The organism is Aminobacter niigataensis (genome assembly GCF_946995915.1).
GTDB lineage: Bacteria > Pseudomonadota > Alphaproteobacteria > Rhizobiales > Rhizobiaceae > Aminobacter > Aminobacter niigataensis.
Genome location: NZ_OX341517.1, coordinates 1080558 through 1097724, shown reverse-complemented (window position 1 = coordinate 1097724; position 17167 = coordinate 1080558). Strand labels below are relative to the sequence as shown.

The 17167-nt window shown below is 64.9% G+C and carries 19 protein-coding genes; 10 read left to right on the top strand and 9 right to left on the bottom strand.

Going from position 1 to position 17167, the window contains the following annotated elements; genetic code table 11:
* Position 1 precedes the first annotated feature (1 nt).
* The 3 genes from O1Y97_RS05185 to hemC all read right to left on the bottom strand — a co-directional run bounded on the left by O1Y97_RS05185 (position 2) and on the right by hemC (position 3140).
* Entirely contained in the window at positions 2 to 1372 is a 1371-nt protein-coding gene (locus O1Y97_RS05185; protein WP_318763331.1) for a COG4223 family protein, read from the bottom strand.
* Positions 1373 to 1493: 121 nt separating this feature from the next.
* Positions 1494 to 2210 (bottom strand): uroporphyrinogen-III synthase, encoded by a 717-nt coding sequence (locus O1Y97_RS05180; RefSeq protein WP_318763330.1) that lies wholly within the window; start codon positions 2208 to 2210, stop codon positions 1494 to 1496.
* Positions 2211 to 3140, bottom strand: coding sequence for a hydroxymethylbilane synthase (gene hemC / locus O1Y97_RS05175; RefSeq protein ID WP_318763329.1), 930 nt, complete (start codon positions 3138 to 3140; stop codon positions 2211 to 2213). It lies immediately after the preceding gene.
* A gap of 98 nt (positions 3141 to 3238) precedes the next feature.
* Here hemC and tsaD point away from each other — a divergent pair, with 98 nt between their 5' ends.
* Genes tsaD through O1Y97_RS05150 form a run of 5 tightly spaced genes read left to right on the top strand, consistent with a single transcriptional unit; the run spans position 3239 to position 6744 of the window.
* On the top strand, positions 3239 to 4324 hold the full coding sequence (gene tsaD / locus O1Y97_RS05170) for a tRNA (adenosine(37)-N6)-threonylcarbamoyltransferase complex transferase subunit TsaD (protein ID WP_199914610.1): 1086 nt from the start codon (positions 3239 to 3241) through the stop codon (positions 4322 to 4324).
* Positions 4321 to 5304, top strand: coding sequence for an NAD(P)H-dependent glycerol-3-phosphate dehydrogenase (locus O1Y97_RS05165; protein ID WP_318763328.1), 984 nt, complete (start codon positions 4321 to 4323; stop codon positions 5302 to 5304). The genes tsaD and O1Y97_RS05165 overlap by 4 nt, the downstream gene beginning before the upstream one ends.
* 20 nt (positions 5305 to 5324) lie before the next feature.
* A complete protein-coding gene (locus O1Y97_RS05160) occupies positions 5325 to 5621 on the top strand; it encodes a YciI-like protein (protein WP_318763327.1) in 297 nt (98 codons plus the stop codon).
* Positions 5622 to 5641: 20 nt separating this feature from the next.
* Complete coding sequence (locus O1Y97_RS05155) at positions 5642 to 6076, top strand: EVE domain-containing protein (RefSeq protein WP_108606326.1); 435 nt, start codon at positions 5642 to 5644, stop codon at positions 6074 to 6076.
* Complete coding sequence (locus tag O1Y97_RS05150) at positions 6031 to 6744, top strand: class I SAM-dependent methyltransferase (protein WP_404801245.1); 714 nt, start codon at positions 6031 to 6033, stop codon at positions 6742 to 6744. The genes O1Y97_RS05155 and O1Y97_RS05150 overlap by 46 nt, the downstream gene beginning before the upstream one ends.
* A 6-nt stretch (positions 6745 to 6750) precedes the next feature.
* Here the strand turns inward: O1Y97_RS05150 and gcvA are convergent, their stop codons facing one another.
* Positions 6751 to 7668, bottom strand: a complete 918-nt coding sequence (gene gcvA, locus O1Y97_RS05145) for a transcriptional regulator GcvA (protein WP_108606324.1) — start codon at positions 7666 to 7668, stop codon at positions 6751 to 6753.
* 134 nt (positions 7669 to 7802) lie between these two features.
* Here gcvA and O1Y97_RS05140 point away from each other — a divergent pair, with 134 nt between their 5' ends.
* Positions 7803 to 8051, top strand: coding sequence for a hypothetical protein (locus tag O1Y97_RS05140; protein WP_108606323.1), 249 nt, complete (start codon positions 7803 to 7805; stop codon positions 8049 to 8051).
* A gap of 102 nt (positions 8052 to 8153) precedes the next feature.
* Here the strand turns inward: O1Y97_RS05140 and O1Y97_RS05135 are convergent, their stop codons facing one another.
* Positions 8154 to 8657, bottom strand: a complete 504-nt coding sequence (locus O1Y97_RS05135; RefSeq protein ID WP_318764152.1) for a L,D-transpeptidase family protein — start codon at positions 8655 to 8657, stop codon at positions 8154 to 8156.
* A gap of 174 nt (positions 8658 to 8831) precedes the next feature.
* On the opposite strand from O1Y97_RS05135, the gene O1Y97_RS05130 reads away from it, so the two are divergent.
* Entirely contained in the window at positions 8832 to 9515 is a 684-nt protein-coding gene (locus O1Y97_RS05130) for a response regulator transcription factor (protein WP_108606322.1), read from the top strand.
* Positions 9516 to 9588: 73 nt separating this feature from the next.
* Entirely contained in the window at positions 9589 to 10044 is a 456-nt protein-coding gene (locus O1Y97_RS05125) for a Crp/Fnr family transcriptional regulator (RefSeq protein ID WP_318763326.1), read from the top strand.
* A gap of 86 nt (positions 10045 to 10130) precedes the next feature.
* Here O1Y97_RS05125 and O1Y97_RS05120 read toward each other — a convergent pair whose 3' ends face one another.
* The 4 genes from O1Y97_RS05120 to O1Y97_RS05105 all read right to left on the bottom strand — a co-directional run bounded on the left by O1Y97_RS05120 (position 10131) and on the right by O1Y97_RS05105 (position 15674).
* Positions 10131 to 10937, bottom strand: coding sequence for an exodeoxyribonuclease III (locus O1Y97_RS05120; RefSeq protein ID WP_318763325.1), 807 nt, complete (start codon positions 10935 to 10937; stop codon positions 10131 to 10133).
* A 266-nt stretch (positions 10938 to 11203) separates the two neighbouring features.
* Entirely contained in the window at positions 11204 to 11863 is a 660-nt protein-coding gene (locus O1Y97_RS05115) for an outer membrane lipoprotein carrier protein LolA (RefSeq protein ID WP_108606319.1), read from the bottom strand.
* 119 nt (positions 11864 to 11982) lie between these two features.
* The gene (locus tag O1Y97_RS05110; protein WP_318763324.1) at positions 11983 to 14628 is read right to left on the bottom strand and encodes a DNA translocase FtsK; all 2646 of its coding nucleotides are present in this window, start codon (positions 14626 to 14628) and stop codon (positions 11983 to 11985) included.
* 125 nt (positions 14629 to 14753) lie between these two features.
* Positions 14754 to 15674: a hypothetical protein gene (locus tag O1Y97_RS05105; RefSeq protein WP_318763323.1), complete on the bottom strand. Its 921-nt coding sequence runs from the start codon at positions 15672 to 15674 to the stop codon at positions 14754 to 14756.
* A 652-nt stretch (positions 15675 to 16326) separates the two neighbouring features.
* Here O1Y97_RS05105 and O1Y97_RS05100 point away from each other — a divergent pair.
* Together O1Y97_RS05100 and O1Y97_RS05095 are read left to right on the top strand one after the other, a co-directional pair.
* Positions 16327 to 16578, top strand: a complete 252-nt coding sequence (locus tag O1Y97_RS05100) for a DUF1344 domain-containing protein (RefSeq protein WP_108606315.1) — start codon at positions 16327 to 16329, stop codon at positions 16576 to 16578.
* A gap of 144 nt (positions 16579 to 16722) precedes the next feature.
* On the top strand, positions 16723 to 17142 hold the full coding sequence (locus tag O1Y97_RS05095) for a hypothetical protein (protein WP_108606314.1): 420 nt from the start codon (positions 16723 to 16725) through the stop codon (positions 17140 to 17142).
* Positions 17143 to 17167 lie beyond the last annotated feature (25 nt).

The window sequence follows — 17167 nt, the reverse complement described above, 5'->3', positions numbered from 1 at the left end:
CTCACGCCTTCATCGCATTGGCGACGAGCTGGTCTACCAGCGTCTCGACCTCCAGCCGCGCCTTGAGCTTGGCGGCAAAGTCGGCACCCGCCGCCTTGGCCGTATCCGGCAGCGTCTCGTATTCGGCAATTGCCTTGGCGAAGTCGCCCTGGCTGACCGCCAGTTCCATGCGCGCCACCGTTTCTGGCGCGCCCGCGCCTTCGACGGCGCCGATCGGCCGCACCTTGACCAATTGTTCGGCGCTCGAAACCAGGCGCTCGAACACGCCGGCGTCCGGATTGACCGGCTTCGCCGCCGCGATCATCGCGTTGGCGGCGGCGTCGGTCTCGGCGACGATGTCGGCCCGTGTCGCCACGCCCTTTTCGGAATGCGCCCTGAGCGTGGCCAGTTCCGGCGCGTCGGGCGAAATGGCGGCGAAGGTTTCGAGTTCGGCGCCAAAGGCGCCACCCCGCTCGACGGCTGCCTTGAGCGCCGATGCGGCGATCGCCAGCGCAATCTTGGGCTGGGACGCCTGCGCCTCGACCTTGGAGGCGAGCGCGGAAACCGACTGCTCCAGCGTCGCCATCTTGCCGTCGTCGGCAGTGCTGGCCTCACTTGCCGACTTCACCGCCGCGTCGAGCCCGGCAAGGCGTTCGTTCAGCGCCGCGAACTCGGTCGACGCCGCCCCGTTCTGGCCGAGCGTGGCAACGGCCGCCTCGATCTGCTTGATGCGGCCGTCGAGCCCTGCAAGCGCCTCGCCCGATCCGGCCTGGCCGGCCGCCGTCTTCAGCGCCTCGATCTCGGATTTCACTTCCTGGACCGCTGCGGAAATGCCGTCGACCTGCCCCTTGAGCTCGCCGCCCCCGCTCGAGGCGCCGATATCGGCGACCTGCGACTTCAGAGAAGCGATCTCGGCCTGCAACTGCTCGTCGCCGCTGCCGCCCGCGCTGCCTGGTGTGCCCAGCACGCCTGCATATTGCAGCCCGCCGGCCACCAGAAGCGCGATCAGGCCACCGGCGAGACCCGGCAGGATGCCGGACGTCGACTGCCGCACCGGAGTTGACGTGGAAGCAGCCGAACTCGACGCGTACGAGCTACCGGCATCCGATGCTGCGGCACTTGCCGGCGCCTCGGCTTTCGGCTGCTGCGCCTGCTGCCCATTGTCGAAATCGTAGCTGTAGGAGGCATAATCGGTATCGGCCGGCGCTTTCGGCTCGCTGGCAGCGGGCTCTGCCACCGCCTCGTCACTCATCGTCGCCGAAACGCTTTCGGCCTCCGCCACGGCCTCAGCCTTGGCGACGTCCTCGACGCGCGACACCGCGCCTGGCTCCAGCTCGATCGTGACCGGCTCGCGATGCGTCTTCGAATGGCGCGTCTTCGGCGTCTTGACCATGCTTGGGGCTCCGAGATTTCGTTGGCACATGTCCCGCGGCGGTTGCGGGGTCGAAGATCAAAATCAGTAACACCCACCGTCCAGCGAAAAAAGGCCGCGTGATGGCACGGTCAACGCAACGTCAGTCCGGCAAGCCAAGAAGATCGAGCAGCGCATCCTCGTTGGGATCGGGCGCGACCTCGACATTGAAGCCGTCGCCCAGCGCCGACGCAATACGCCCCGACAGGCAGAAACACGTCGCACCCCGTATCAGGAAATCCGCCTCGGCCTGCATTTCCATCAGCGCACCGAATGCGGCTGCCGCTCGCGCCGAATAGATCAGCACCGCGTCGACCGGCTGGCCGCCGAGTTGCTGGCGCACGAACGAAGGCGGCGGTGAAAGGGCTATTGTGTCGTAGGTTTCGATAGGCACGACCTTGATGCCGTTTGCGCCGAGGCGCCGCTCGAAATCCGGCATCCGCACGCGTCCGCACAGATAGGCCAGCGTTGCCTTGCCCAGCTCGATGGCGATCATGTCGGCAAGGCCTGCCGCATCGCCCGGCCCTTCGTTGACGGAGGAAAATCCCGCCTTGCGCGCGCCCTCCGCGGTCCGTGCGCCCACCGCGTGGCACGGCAGGTGGCTGAGCCGCTCGACCAGCCCGCTCGGCGCATGGCGCAGCGCATTAGCGCTCGTCACGGCAACCGCGGTGGCGTTGGTCGGCACGCTTTCGCGCGTCACCGGCAGCGGCTGGGTTTCGGAAAGCGGCAGCAGTACTGGTTCGAAGCCGAGCGCTTCAAGGCGCCGCGCGGTGCGGGTGGCGCCGGGATCCGGCCTCGTCACCAGCACACGGCGTGCCATCTAGCTCCATCCCTCGAAGAACTTTTCGCCGGCGCGTGCCCTGACGTCTTCGCCGGCCTTGCGGCCGATTTCAGCAGCGTCTGCCGCCCGGCCCTCGGCCTTGGCTTCGTGTGACAAGGTACCGTCCGGTGTAAGGATCAAACCTTCAAAGGACAGCCTGTCACCGTCGATCATAGCGTATCCGGCAATCGGCGTCCGGCACGAACCGTCGAGCGCCGCAAGAAACGCCCGTTCGCAGGCCAGCGCTTGTCCGGTCGGCTTGTGGTCGATCGCCGCAAGCATGTTGCGCCCGCGGCTGTCGCCGATGCGGCTTTCGATGCAGATAGCACCTTGCCCCGGCGCCGGCGGAAACACGTCCAGCGGCATCAGGTCGGTGATGATGTCCGCAAGGCCGAGCCGGCGCAGGCCGGCATTGGCGAGGATGGTGCCCTGGGCCACGCCCTCGTCGAGCTTTCGCAGGCGAGTCTGCACATTGCCGCGGAACATCACCACGTCGAGGTCAGGGCGCATGCGCCGGATCAGCGCCTGCCGCCTCAGCGACGAAGAGCCCACGACTGCACCCTCCGGCAACTCCGCGATGCTGGGCGCCGCCCGTCCGATGAAGGCGTCGCGCGGGTCCTCGCGCGGCAGGAACGCCGAAAGTTCCAGCCCGTCGGGCAGTTGCGTCGGCATGTCCTTGGACGAATGCACGGCGAAATCGATCTCGTCGGCGTACATCGCCTCTTCGAGTTCCTTGGTGAACAGGCCCTTGCCGCCGGCCAGCGCCAACGGCCGGTCCTGGATGCGGTCGCCGCTGGTGGCGATCACCACGATCTCGAACGCCTCTTCCGGCAGGCCATGCGCCGCCATCAGACGCGCGCGCGTCTCATGCGCTTGCGCAAGCGCTAGCAGGCTGCCGCGGGTTCCGATTCTCAAGGCTCTAGTTTGCATAGCGCTTGGTCCGTGATAACCCCGCGCTGGCGGGGCGGTCCCGTACCTCCTATCTAGGAAATTACCACCGGGCAATCATGCAGGGTAGCGACCAATTGATCCGTGTTCTCGGCATCGAGACCAGTTGCGACGAAACCGCAGCCAGCGTCGTTGCGCTCGAGGCAGGCAAGAAGCCGGTGATCCTGTCGAGCACGGTGTTCAGCCAGATCGAGGAACACGCAGCCTTCGGCGGCGTCGTGCCTGAGATCGCCGCACGCGCCCATGTCGAGGCGCTCGACGGCATTGTCGAGGCCGCACTTGAGGATTCCGGCCTGTCGCTCGCTGACATCGACGCAGTCGCCGCCACCGCCGGCCCCGGCCTTGTCGGTGGACTGATCGTCGGGCTGATGACGGCCAAGGCAATTGCCGCTTCGTCTGGCAAGCCGCTGATCGCCATCAACCATCTCGAAGGCCACGCGCTGACCGCGCGGCTAACCGACGGGCTCGAATTCCCATACCTTCTGCTGCTCGTCTCCGGCGGCCACACCCAGATCGTTCTGGTGCGCGGCGTCGGCGACTACCAGCGCTGGGCCACCACGATCGACGACGCGCTTGGCGAAGCCTTCGACAAGACCGCCAAGATGCTGGCCCTGCCCTATCCCGGCGGCCCCAATGTCGAGAGGGCGGCGCAGTCTGGCGACGCCACCCGCTTCGTCTTCCCGCGTCCGATGAAAGGCTCCGCCCAGCCCGATTTCTCCTTCTCCGGCCTCAAGACCTCGGTGCGCCAGGCAGCAACTTCAGTTGCACCGTTGAGCGACCAGGATGTCGCAGACATCTGCGCCTCCTTCCAGGCCGCCGTCACCGACACGCTGGGCGACCGCGTCAAGCGCGCGCTGGCCCGCTTCCGCGCCGAATTCCCCGATGTTGCGGGCCCGTCGCTCGTGGTTGCCGGCGGAGTCGCCGCCAACCACCAGATCCGCGCCAGGCTTGAAGCGCTGTGCGCCGAGAATGGCTTCAGCTTCATCGCACCGCCCATGTGGCTCTGCACAGACAATGCCGCGATGATCGCCTGGGCCGGCATCGAGCGGCTGCGCGCCGGGCTGGCCGAGCCTGACGCATTCGATTTCGTGCCGCGCTCGCGCTGGCCGCTGGACAGCGTCTCAGCACCGGTCGTCGGCTCCGGCAGGCGGGGAGCCAAGGCATGAGCGCATACAAGGTCACGGTTCTGGGCGGCGGCGCCTGGGGCACGGCGCTGGCACTGGCCATGCTGCGCGCCGGCCATTCAGTCACGCTCTGGGCCCGCGACGCCGACAGCGTCGAGGCCATCGCCAAGGGCCAGAACCCGCGCTACCTCCCCGGCATCACCTTCGAGACCGGCATCGCCGCGACATCCGACCTCGCGAAAGCGCTGACCGGGGCCGACTGCGTGCTGGTCGTCACCCCGGCCCAGGCGCTGCGCAGCGTGCTTGGCGAGGTCAAGCCGCATGTCGCCTCCCATGTCCCTCTGGTGCTCTGCGCCAAAGGCATCGAGCGCGACACCGGCACGCTGCTGTCGGCCATCGCCAGGGGACTCCTGCCCGAAAATCCGGTGGCCGCCCTTTCCGGCCCAAGCTTCGCCACCGATGTGGCGCGTGGCCTGCCGACCGCCGTTGTTGTTGCCGCCGAAGACGACGAGCGCGCTGCAGCCCTCGCTTTGCGCTTCTCCGCCGCCAATCTGCGCTGCTATTCGACCGACGACCTCATCGGCGTCGAGCTCGGCGGCGCGTTGAAGAACGTCTTCGCCATCGCCGCCGGTGCCGTCACCGGCGCCGGCCTCGGCGCCTCGGCACAGGCTGCGTTGGTCACCCGCGGCTTCGTCGAGCTGCGCCGCATCGGTGCTGCCTTCGGCGCCCGGCCAGAAACGCTGATGGGCCTGTCCGGTCTCGGCGACCTGATGCTGACCTGTTCTTCCGCGCAGTCGCGCAACTTCGCCTATGGCGTGGCGCTCGGCAAAGGCGAGGAACTCTCCGGCCGGCCGCTGGCCGAGGGCGTCGCCACCGCCTACATCGCCGCCCGGCTGACCCGCGAGCGCGGCATCGAAGCGCCGATCGTCGAGGCGGTTGCCGCCTTGCTCGACAAGGCCATCACCATCAACGAGGCGGTTGCCGGCCTGATGACGCGGCCGCTGCGCGCCGAAGCCGACTGATTTCCATCGAGAGGGACAACATGCTTTTCGCACTGATCTGCAAGGACAAGCCGGACCATCTTCAGGTCCGCCTCGACACCCGCCCCGAACACGTCGCCTTCCTCAACGACCTCAACGCCAAGGATGCGCTGAAGTTCGCCGGCCCGTTCCTCGACGGCGAAGGCAAGCCCGACGGCAGCCTTGTGGTCATCGAAGCGGCTGACAACGCCGCTGCCCAGGCAATCGCCGCAGCCGACCCCTATGCCAAAGCCGGCCTGTTCGAAAGCGTCCAGGTCCGCCCGTGGAACTGGGTCTTCAACAACCCGGCGAGCGGCTGATCGGATATCGAGGGGACGACATGAGCGACAAGAAATACTGGCTGTTCAAATCCGAGCCTTTCAAATTCTCCTTTGAGATGCTGAAGGCGGCCGGCAAGAAGGGCACGCAGTGGGACGGCGTGCGCAACTATCTCGCCCGCAACAACATGCGCGCCATGCAGATCGGCGACCTCGGCTTCTTCTACCATTCCAATGAAGGCCTCGAGGTTGTCGGCATCGCCGAGGTCTGCGCGCTGGCGCATCACGACACCACCACCGACGACCCGCGCTGGGAATGCGTCGACATCCGCTACCACAGCGAAATCCCGAAGCCTGTCACCCTGGCCGACGTGAAAGCCAATCCGGCGCTCGAAAAGATGGCGCTGGTCACCTCGATGCGCCTTTCGGTCCAGCCCGTCACCCCGGACGAATGGCAGGAAGTGTGCCGCATGGCCGGGCTCGACAAGGCGCCGTGACGACAGGCTCCGTCACACGGCTCACGCCCGAAAGCGCGGAAAACTTCATCCGTGCCAACACGGCACTGATGCGGCCGCCGCATGTGCCCGAGATCGCGCTTTACCTTGCCGACGAGGCGCATGATCTCTGGCACCGCACCGAGGAACAACTGGCCGAGATCGGCCTGCCGCCACCTTTCTGGGCCTTTGCCTGGGCCGGCGGCCAGGGTCTGGCGCGTTATGTGCTTGATCACCCGGAGACCGTGCGCGGCAAGCGCGTCCTGGACTTCGCTTCCGGCTCCGGCCTCGTCGCCATCGCCGCCATGCAGGCGGGCGCGGTAGCCGTCGTCGGCGCCGACATCGATCCGTTCTGCGAAGCGGCCATCCGGCTCAACGCTGCAGTCAACGATGTGACCGTTGGCTTTGCCGGCTCGGACCTCGTCGGCAACGACGACGGCTGGGACGTGGTGCTTGCCGGCGACGTCTTCTACGAAAAGCCCTTCGCCGACCGGCTGGTGCCCTGGTTCGAAGCGCTCAGGGCACGCCGTGCGGAGATTCTCGTCGGCGATCCCGGCCGCTCCTACCTGCCCAGCGAGCGGCTCGAAAAACTGGCCTCCTACGAGGTGCCCGTTACCCGCGCGCTCGAAGACGCCGAGGTCAAGCGCACCACCGTCTGGCGCTTTGCCTGACGCCCGTCAGGTCTGGGTCTTCTCGGCCTCATCCAGAATCCATTGCCGGAACGCCGCGATACGCGGATCGTCGGCAACCCCCTTGGGATACACGAGAAAATAGGCGAACTCGCGCGACACCCGGATGCCGAGGTCGAACGGCCGGACAAGCCGCCCCTCGGACAGATCGTTGGCGACCATGGCGAAATCGGCCAGCGCCACCACGCTGCCGTCGATCGCCGCCTGCACGGCGTCGGATGAGGTGGTGAACACGATCGAGCGGCTGTCGTCAAAATCGTCGACGCCGGCCGCCGCCATCCACATCCGCCAGTTCGGCCAGGTCACGCCCTGCTGCGACCATTCGATATGCACGAGCGTGTGGTTGAACAGGTCGCGCGGCACGCGCAGCGGCGGGCCGGACGCCAGCAGTGCCGGGCTGCACACCGGAATAATCATGTTGTCGAACAACCGGTCGGCGACAAGCCCCGGATATTTGCCCGTGCCGAAACGAATGCCGACATCGACGTCGTCAAGGTCGAAGTCGCGCACGTCGTAGCTGATGTCGAAGCGCAGCTCGATGTCGGGGTGCAGCTTGCGGAAGCCGTCGACGCGCCGCATCAGCCATTTCGAGGCGAACTGCGCGTCGAGCGTCACCTTCAGCAGCGCCGTCCCGCGCGTCAGCTTGCGCGCCCTGGAAACGGCGCGGTTGAGCGTGTCGAGCGCATCGGCTGAGGCGTCGCAAAGTGCTGCTCCCGCCTCGGTCAGCCGGATGCTGCGGCTGGTACGCGTGAACAGCACCACGCCGAGCTGATCCTCGATTTCCTTGATCTGGTGGCTGACGGCGGCCGGCGTCAGGCCGAGCTCGTCGGCCGCACGGGTGAAATTCAGGTGCCGGCCGGCAGCCTCCAGCGTACGCAAAGCACGTGTCCCGGGTACGAAGCGCATCGCCAGATCTTCAAATTCGGTTTGATGATTGAGAAAGAACTACTCGTTTCTCTTTTGTCTTTCAAAGCAGCATCATGAGCTCAGTTCAATCAATGTCAAACCGGATTTGATGTCCGGACGAAACGGAACCGACCATGTCTACCGATGTCCTGAAAGCCACCTTTGTCCAGCCGGCACGGCTGCAGCCGGTTTTCGATTGGTTTCGCCAGATGAAGGCAGCCCTCAACCTGCCCGCCGAGGATTTCGGCTGCCTGACCGAGCATTATCGCCGCGACACCGGCATTGCCAGCAAGGACATCGCCAAGGCTGTCGACGCCGATCTTGGCCGCCTCGGCCTGCTCGACATCGGTTGGCAGCAGCCGCGCCGCCAGCCCCATCGTTGAAACCTTTCTCCCACTCACTCTGGGAGCACACTCGGCCCGAAGATCATGTCTCCCGATCTTCGGGCCGCTTTCTTTACAGCGCTGCGCGTCCACTTGGCGACGCTAGCGCACCACTTTCATGATCGTACGGCTCGACAGGTGCGGCAACAGCCGCGCCATAACCTGTGCCGTCACCGCCACGCAGCCTTGCGTCGGGGTGAAACCCGGCCGCGCCAGATGGAAGAATATGGCGCTGCCGCGGCCGCGCCGGCGCGGCCTGATGTTCCAGTCGAGCACGATGCAGACGTCATAGAGCCGGTCGTCGCGCTTCATCCGCTCATGGCTGGCGCCATAGGGAATCTTCACCGGCCTGTTGTAGTTGCGGTCGTCGGGCACTTCGCACCAGCCGAGGTCAGGCGCGATCGCGCTCATCGCCAGCCCTGTCTGCCCGGCTGCGAAATGATCCCGCCTGAAATAGCCCGACAATAGCCGCATCGGCCCGAGCGGCGTTCCGCCGTCGCCCTCGCGCTTGTTCGCGGTGGTCCCGCCACGCCCCAGCGCACAGGGAAACACGGTCCCGCCAACCTGCAGAAGCCCCTTGGTCCGGTCGCCGGGCTTGGCCCGCACGACGATGGTGGAAATGCATTTTCGCAAAAACCCGCCCGCCCCAATTACGCCTTTGATTTTTCTTGTATGATCGCACGCGGAACCAAATCACCGCGTTGACAGTTGTGCCGTTCAGCTTCTTCATCCAATTGCCGCGGTCAACAGAATTTTGATTTTAAAACAACGGATTGATTCATGACCTCACGTACCATCCTGATCGTCGACGATGACGACGATCTGCGCAGCACGCTGGTCGAGCAACTCGCGCTTTATGAGGAGTTCGAAGTCCTTGAGGAAGCGACGGCCGCCAAGGGCGTCAATGTCGCCCGCGCCGGCCTCATCGACCTGCTCATCATGGACGTCGGCCTGCCCGACATGGATGGCCGCGAGGCGGTGAAGATATTGCGCAAGGGCGGCTACAAGGCGCCCATCATCATGCTGACCGGCCACGACACTGATTCGGACACCATTCTCGGCCTCGAGGCCGGCGCCAACGACTATGTCACCAAGCCGTTCCGCTTCGCCGTCCTGCTCGCCCGCATCCGCGCCCAGTTGCGCCAGCACGAGCAGAGCGAGGATGCTACCTTCTCCGTCGGCCCCTACACCTTCAAGCCGAGCCAGAAGCTGCTCCTCGATGCACGCGGCGGCAAGGTCAGGCTCACCGAAAAAGAGGCCTCGATCATCAAGTATCTCTACCGCGCAGACCAGAAGGTCGTTACCCGCGACGTGCTTCTCGAAGAGGTTTGGGGCTATAATTCGGGTGTGACGACACATACGCTGGAAACACATGTCTACCGGCTGCGGCAGAAGATCGAGCGCGATCCTTCCAATGCGGAAATTCTTGTGACAGAAAGCGGCGGATACAAGCTGGTTCCCTGACCGGTTTTTCGGCGGTGTGGGGCCGCCGGTCAACGACAGGGAGAAGGAGCCGGTCTGAGAAGTCGGGGACATAATGGCGCTGGATGACGACATCCGCATCCTGTCCGGCGTGAGGCTGTTTGAGGGCTTCACCCAAGAACAGCTGCGTTTGCTGGCCTTCGGCGCGGAGAATGTGCATCTCCCGGCCGATCGCAAGCTCTATCGCGAGGACGACGAGGCTGATTCAGCCTATGTCGTCATCTCGGGCCGCATCGCGCTCTATCGCGAGGTCGATGGCGTTCGCCTCGAACTCGGCACCGCCGGTCCGGGTTCGATGCTCGGCGAACTGGCCCTCATCGCCGACACCAGGCGGCTGACAAGTGCGGCTGCTGCGACCGATTCGGAAATCATCCGGCTCAACCGGAAAATGTTCCACCGCATTCTCGAGGAATACCCCGAGGCCGCCGCCGACCTGCACCAGCACATCCTCGAGGACCTCCAGGACATGCTCGCGCGGATCGAGGACATGGCGCCCCGCTTCGGCAAGTAGGCTGCCGTCGGTGGCGTTTCTGGCTGCAGAAACAGCTTGTGTACCGTTGCCACCCTGCGGCAGATGCCCGCCGGGGCGTGTTTTCCTCAGTCCAGGTCGAACCGCGCGATCACCGGCACATGGTCCGACGGCCGGTCCCAGCCGCGCGCAGCACTCAGGATCTCGATGCCGGTCAGCTGCGGCGCCAGATTGGCCGACGACCAGACATGGTCGAGCCGGCGGCCGCGGTTGGAGATCTCCCAGTCCTTCGCCCGGTAGCTCCACCATGTGTAGATCTTCTGCTCGTCCGGCACGTTGAGCCGCATCAGGTCGACCCAATCGCCGGCCTTGCGCATCGCCTCGAAATTCTCGGTCTCGACCGGCGTGTGGCTGACCACGTTGAGCAACTGCTTGTGCGACCAGACATCGTGCTCCAGCGGCGCAATGTTGAGGTCGCCGACGAGCACCGAGGCCGATGTCTCGTCGTGAGCCGCCCGGATGGCATTCATCTCGGCAACGAAACCAAGCTTGTGTCGGAACTTCGGGTTGATCTCGGGATCGGGTTCGTCGCCGCCGGCGGGAACGTAGAAGTTATGCAGCGTCACCTTCTTGCCACCGGCGTCGAACCGCACCGACAGGTGCCGGCTGTCGTCGATCTCGCAGAAGCGGCGCTTCTCCACGATCTCCAGCGGCCGCCGCGCCACGGTCGCCACGCCGTGATAGCCCTTCTGGCCATGGATCGCGATGTGTTCGTAGCCGAGCTTGCGAAAGGCGGCGGACGGAAACTGGTCGTCCGGGCACTTGGTCTCCTGCAGGCACAGCACGTCTGGCGCGTATTCGTTCAGCAGCCGCTCGACCAGCGGCATGCGCAGGCGCACGGAGTTGATGTTCCAGGTCGCAAGGGAAAAGGGCATGGCTGGTTCCAGCAAGAATTTGCGGCGGAACCTGCCAGTACAGGCCGGCTATGACAAGGCGCGAAGACGGATGCAGCGCCGGCCGCAGCGCTGTCCACAGCTAAGGCGGGCAGACTTACCCCCAGAGGCTGATTGATAACTCGCCCCTGCCGAGACATATGGCGGGGGTTTCGAGAACCGGAGCGGAGCGTACTAAAGTACGTGAGCACCGGAAGCGCAGAAAGCCGCGTCAGATGACCGGCAGGGTAGAGTTTGCAAGCAGCCTCTCAGTCGCTCTTTTTTTGCGTGTTAAGCTCGCGGTTGAGCTTGTAGTCGATCTTGAACGTGTCGGCGGCGAAGGAGCCGCCCTGCTTGACGTTGAACACCATCACGGTGGTGTCCTTGCCCTGCGCATCGGTGATCGTCCACTGCCTAAGCTCATAGGTCTTGGGGTCGAACATCATGGTGATGGTCGAATTGCCGAACACCTGCTTGTCGGAAAGCTTGATGGTGGTCAGGTCGTCCTCTTCGGTGACGCTCTTGACCTTGTTGCCGGTGAGATCGATGCGCTCGTCGAGCAGCAGCTTCAGCGGCGTCTTCGACAGCGGATAAAGATCGGAGGTCCGCATCTTGGAGTTCAGGATGACCACGGACTTGCCGTCGGAGATGACCTTGAAATTGGACGGCGCCTCATAGTTGAAGCGGATCTTGCCCGGGCGCTGCAGGAAGAACTTGCCGCCTGTCTGCTCGCCGCGCGGACCGAATTGCACGAACTCGCCCGACATCGAGCGCACGCTGGAGAAATGGTCGGCGATACGTTGCGCCGCCTCGGAGGCCTGGGCCTGGGCCGGGTTCTGCCATGCGATCAGCGGCGTCGCGGTCAGCGCGATGGCCGCCGCGAAGCCGAGCAGGCGTCGGCGGGTCGGGGTGCGGATGTCGTCGTTCATGCCGGTTACTCTCTCAATCCAGTTCGACGGTTCTATCGGCACTTAGTAGGGCTGAAGTTTGACATGGTTCACGCCATGCGGCCAAGAACGCGAAAACGTGATCGCAGGTTCCCCTGATCCTACATCTTGTCGTCTTCGGTCGGCACCAGAATCTCGCGCTTGCCGGCATGATTGGCCGGCCCGACGATACCCTCCTGCTCCATCTTCTCGATGATCGAGGCAGCACGGTTGTAGCCAATGCCGAGACGGCGCTGGATATAGCTGGTCGAGGCCTTGCCGTCGCGCAGCACCACCGCAACCGCCTGGTCGTACGGGTCGTCCGAATCCTCGAAATTGCCGCCGCCACCGCCGCCGCCCTTGGGCGCATCGTCGTCGTCCTCGCCATCGTCCTCGGTGATCGCGTCGAGATACTCCGGCACGCCCTGCAACTTGAGGTGGGCGACGACCTTCTCGACCTCGTCGTCGGCAACGAACGGGCCATGGACGCGCTGGATGCGGCCGCCGCCGGCCATGTAGAGCATGTCGCCCATGCCCAGCAGCTGCTCGGCGCCCTGTTCGCCCAGGATCGTGCGGCTGTCGATCTTCGACGTCACTTGGAACGAGATGCGGGTCGGGAAATTAGCTTTGATCGTGCCGGTGATGACGTCGACCGAGGGACGCTGCGTCGCCATGATGACGTGGATGCCGGCCGCGCGCGCCATCTGCGCCAAGCGCTGAACGGCACCTTCGATGTCCTTGCCGGCGACCATCATCAGGTCGGCCATTTCGTCGATGATCACGACGATGTAGGGCATCGGCTCCAGGTTGAGGTCCTCGGTCTCGTAGATTGCCTCGCCGGTTTGGCGGTCGAAGCCGGTCTGCACGGTGCGCGAGATCTTCTCGCCCTTCTTCTCGGCCTGGCTGACGCGGGCGTTGAAACCATCGATGTTGCGCACGCCGACCTTGGACATCTTGCGGTAGCGGTCCTCCATCTCCCGCACCGTCCATTTCAGCGCCACCACAGCCTTCTTCGGGTCGGTGACGACTGGCGTCAGAAGGTGTGGAATGCCGTCATAGACCGACAGTTCCAGCATCTTCGGATCGATCATGATCAGCCGGCATTCCTGCGGCGTCATGCGGTAGAGCAAGGACAGGATCATGGTGTTGATCGCCACCGACTTGCCCGAGCCGGTGGTGCCGGCAACGAGCACGTGCGGCATCTTGGCGATGTCGACGATGACCGCTTCGCCATTGATCGACTTGCCGAGCGCCAGCGCGAGCTTCGCCTTGGTCGTCTCGAAGTCGCGGCTCGCCATGATCTCCCTGAGATAGACCGTCTCGCGCTTGGCATTGGGCAGTTCGATGCCGATGGCGTTGCGCCCCGGCACCACCGCGACACGGGCCGCGATGGCGCTCATCGAGCGCGCGATGTCGTCGGCAAGGCCGATGACGCGGGACGACTTGATGCCCGGCGCCGGCTCAAGCTCATAGAGCGTGACGACAGGACCCGGGCGGACATGGATGATCTCGCCCTTGACGCCGAAGTCCTCGAGCACGCCTTCGAGCAGGCGCGCATTCTGTTCCAGCGCGTCCTTGGACAGGCTGGCGTCGCGCGCCACATTCTTGGGCTTCGACAGGAAATGCAGCGACGGCATCTCGAAAGTGTCGGCACCGATCAGCGTCGTTTGCGCTTCGCGCTGCACGCGAGCGCCGGGAGCAGGCCGCGGTGCGGGCGCCGCGACACGTGCCGAGGCGGGACCTGCCGAGGCAGGCGAGCGGAAATTCTGCACCTGCGCGCGACCGTCGAGCGAGGGCATGTCGAAATCGTCGTCGTCGCCGAACACGTCCTGGTCGTCCGGGGCGACCGAGACCTGGCGGTCCTGCGACACCATCTGGGCAAAGAACTCCGGCTCGACGCGCGCGCGGCCACCTGCGGTAACGCGGGCTTCGGCACGTTCGGCCGATTCGACGCGCTCGGCCGCCTGCCGCCAGGCGCTCTCGCGCTTCACCGGCGGCATGTCGTAGCCTTCCTGCTCGCGGCGCTTGGCGGCGCGGCGGCGCATATAGGCCTTGGCCGACAGCCACCAGTGGGTGATCGCGCCAAGCGCCAGCACACCCTCGTTGTCGTCTTCGTCCTCGTCGTCGAAGCTGGCGAAATCCTGCTCGCGCATGTCGGGCTTGGGCTTCGGGTTGACGACGGCAAAGCCGTTCTCGCGGTTGAGCAAGCCGGCCCCGAAGGCAAACAGCCAGATCGCCGGCGCGATCAGCAGCACGCCGATGACGGTGGCGATCAGACCGGTCGGATAGCCGCCGATGAACAGCCCCGGCACCTTGAGCACCATGTCGCCGAACACGCCGCCGAGGCCGGTCGGCAGCGGCCAGGTCGGCGGGGCGCCGACGCAGCCTGTGATTGCCGCCGCCAGCAGGGCAGAGCCAAACCAGGCAACGCCGCGCTTGGGCATGCGGTCGACGCCGCGTGCGGTGGCAAACAGCACGCCCCAGATCACCGCCGGCATCAGGGCTGCGACCGAGGCCAGGCCGAAGAACTGCATGGCGAGGTCGGCAAACACCGCGCCGGGATAACCCATGGCGTTGGTCACCGGATTGTCGGTGGCATGGCTGAAGCTCGGATCGGCGACGTTCCAGGTGCCGAGCGCCGCCAGCCCAAAGGCGACGAAGGCAAACAGGCCCAAGCCCGCCGCGCGGCCTGCCTGCCGTCGCGCGAATGCCTGGATGCCGTGCCCCGTTTCAGTCAGCGCGAGCGGTGAGGAAACCCCAGAACGCATGCCTCGTCCCCGTCCAATAATGCCTTGGCCCGGGCGCGGACGCGTCTCGGGCAGATTCGGCTGTCAGACTATCGGGGCGAAGGTTAAGGCCGCATTAAGGTTAAGCCATGGTTCATCTGCCGGCCTCAGCGGCCGAGCCATTCACGGTCGAACATCTCGACGAGGGGCTGGAAATCATCGGTGGCGATCTGGTCGGCGCCAGCATCGCTGGCACGCGTCAGAAACCTGCGCAGCTGCAGGTCGGCGACGTCGGGCTGGGCGAGATCGATGTCGAACCTCGCCAGATCCTGCGGGATCGTCAGGGCCGGATCGAGATAGCCGTCGCCCGCATTCGACTGCATATCCGCCTGCTTCAGCCGCACCAGGACGACACGCGTGGCCGAGGGCTGGGACTCCGGCCCGAGCACGGTCGTGCCGGCAAGGTATCCGCCAAGCACGCTTCCCGGCGGCGAGAACGGAAACAGCGCGAAGAAGAAATGGGTATCGTCGCTTGGTCCGCCGACATGGATGTAGACGCTGCGCCGCGTGACGGTCACATGACCCTTGAGCTGCAGGCGCATCGTCGGCAGATGTTCTGTATAGGTCGCGGTCAGCCGCTGCGGCCCGTGCTCCTGTTCGATCACCAGCGTCCCACGGATGAACTGGCCGCGAAAATATGGCGACCAGCTGTGCGAATAGCAGGCATAGCGGCCGACGATCGTGGCCCCCCTGTCGTCCTGCCCCGGCTGCTGGGGCTTGCCGAAAGCCATCGCTCTCCGCTCGAGTTGCTGGCGATCCCTGCCATGGTGTTCGCATATCTGGCCGACGAAGCTGTCCAGGTCGCAGTCGACGATCCAGTCGGCCTGCTTGGGAAGTTCGAGCATCTTGATCCAGTCTTCGTAGACGCTGAACTGTCGCGGCGTTGACCGGCCCTGGAGCCATTTGTCGGCCCGATCGACATCGAATGCGGTCGCCGGATTCACCCGCCTGAAAGCCGCAGCCAAATCCTTCCGCGTCGCTGCGCCAACAAAAGCCGCAGTCAGGCGCAGCTTCCGGTCAATATTCATTCCATTAATTCTCCCCCAGCGCTCCAGTTCGACATATTTTCTTCTTTGCCACCGAAAGCAAGCCACCTCAGGAACTTCCGGGAAATTCCGTAGTGTTCCGGACGTTCCGCTCCCATTGCATTTACACTGTGGCCAAGTCGCGAGATCGTCCGCTCGCACGATCGGGCATTGTCGCCGGGGGGCGTCAGAATGCCCGATGGAGCGGGCCATAGGCCCAGGCCGGTTGTTCCGGCCTGGGCCGGCGCCCTTTGCAGAAGTCCCCGATTTCAGCACCGGAAGGGCGCAAACTCATGCAAGGTGACGCAATCCAGTTGCAGCAGGCCGTCGAAGGCTGCACCAAGGAGCCTGCTGTCCGGCAGCGTTCCTTTCTAGCCAATGTCCTCCTTGGCGCGATTGCGCTCTTTTCGTCGGTCAGGTCGCGCACATATCCCGGCGAACAAGCTGACGGACTCGATGCTTTAGACATGCTGGGCGGCTGGCAAGGCTCCGACGCGCGGCGTCGGAAGCGCTAGCCATCTCTGGCAAGTTGCCTTCCTCGCCGCCCGGCGTCGGCCGGCCAACGGCGGTGTTATCCCGTCGACCACTCGATTTGATGCAACCATGGCGGACTTGGGTCGTTGGTAGGGCGAGGGAACAACCAAGGAGAAGCAGAATGAGAAAGCTGATTTTGGCTCTTGGAGCCGCGGCACTCATGGCAGGCGCAGCATGGGCGGCCTCGGCCGACGGCGTCGTCAAGGAGTTCAACAAGGACACCCGCGTCATCACGATGGAAGATGGCAAGAGCTACACCGTGCCCGCTGACGTCGCACTGCCGGCCGATCTGGCCGCCGGCATGAAGGTCACGGTCACAGTGGCCGACGACGATGCCACCAAGGTAAGCGCGGTGACGATGTCCGCCATGTAGACCACCTCCTGTGGACCTATTGGCAGGAAAAACCCCGCTCCCCTCCGAGCGGGGTTTTTCCGTTCCGGCGGGGCAATACGGGCTTGCCGCGGCATCGGCATCGCCATACCTTTGTATATTAGCGAAAACTAAAAGGAGGCAACGATGAAGCACCATAGCATCGAGCAATTGCAAGCCTTCGCTGAAGTCCGTCCCGCAACTCCGCGCCTGCCGATGACGCGAACCCAGCGCCTCGAACGTTGGGCCGAACTTCTGCAGCGCGAGCCGGAACGGCGCCTTGGAACGCTTTCAGGCACGGAATACACGCCTCGCGCCGCACGGCAGGCACTGCGCGTCGCGGGCTCGCCCATCACCGTGGCATTCGAGGACGCGGGTTTCCGTGCCGATGGTCTGGCCGACGACAGCTATGGCGAGGCAAAGCGCTTCTTCGACCTGTCCGACAGGCAACTGCACAACATCGTTTGCTACTGCCATTTCGGCGAAGCGGTTCGGGGTGCCAACGCCGCCCGCCGCGTGCGCGCAGCGATCGGTTTGTGGCCACGGATTCGGGCGTTTTTTGCCTGATTTGATGCGCCCGGCATAAAAAGAG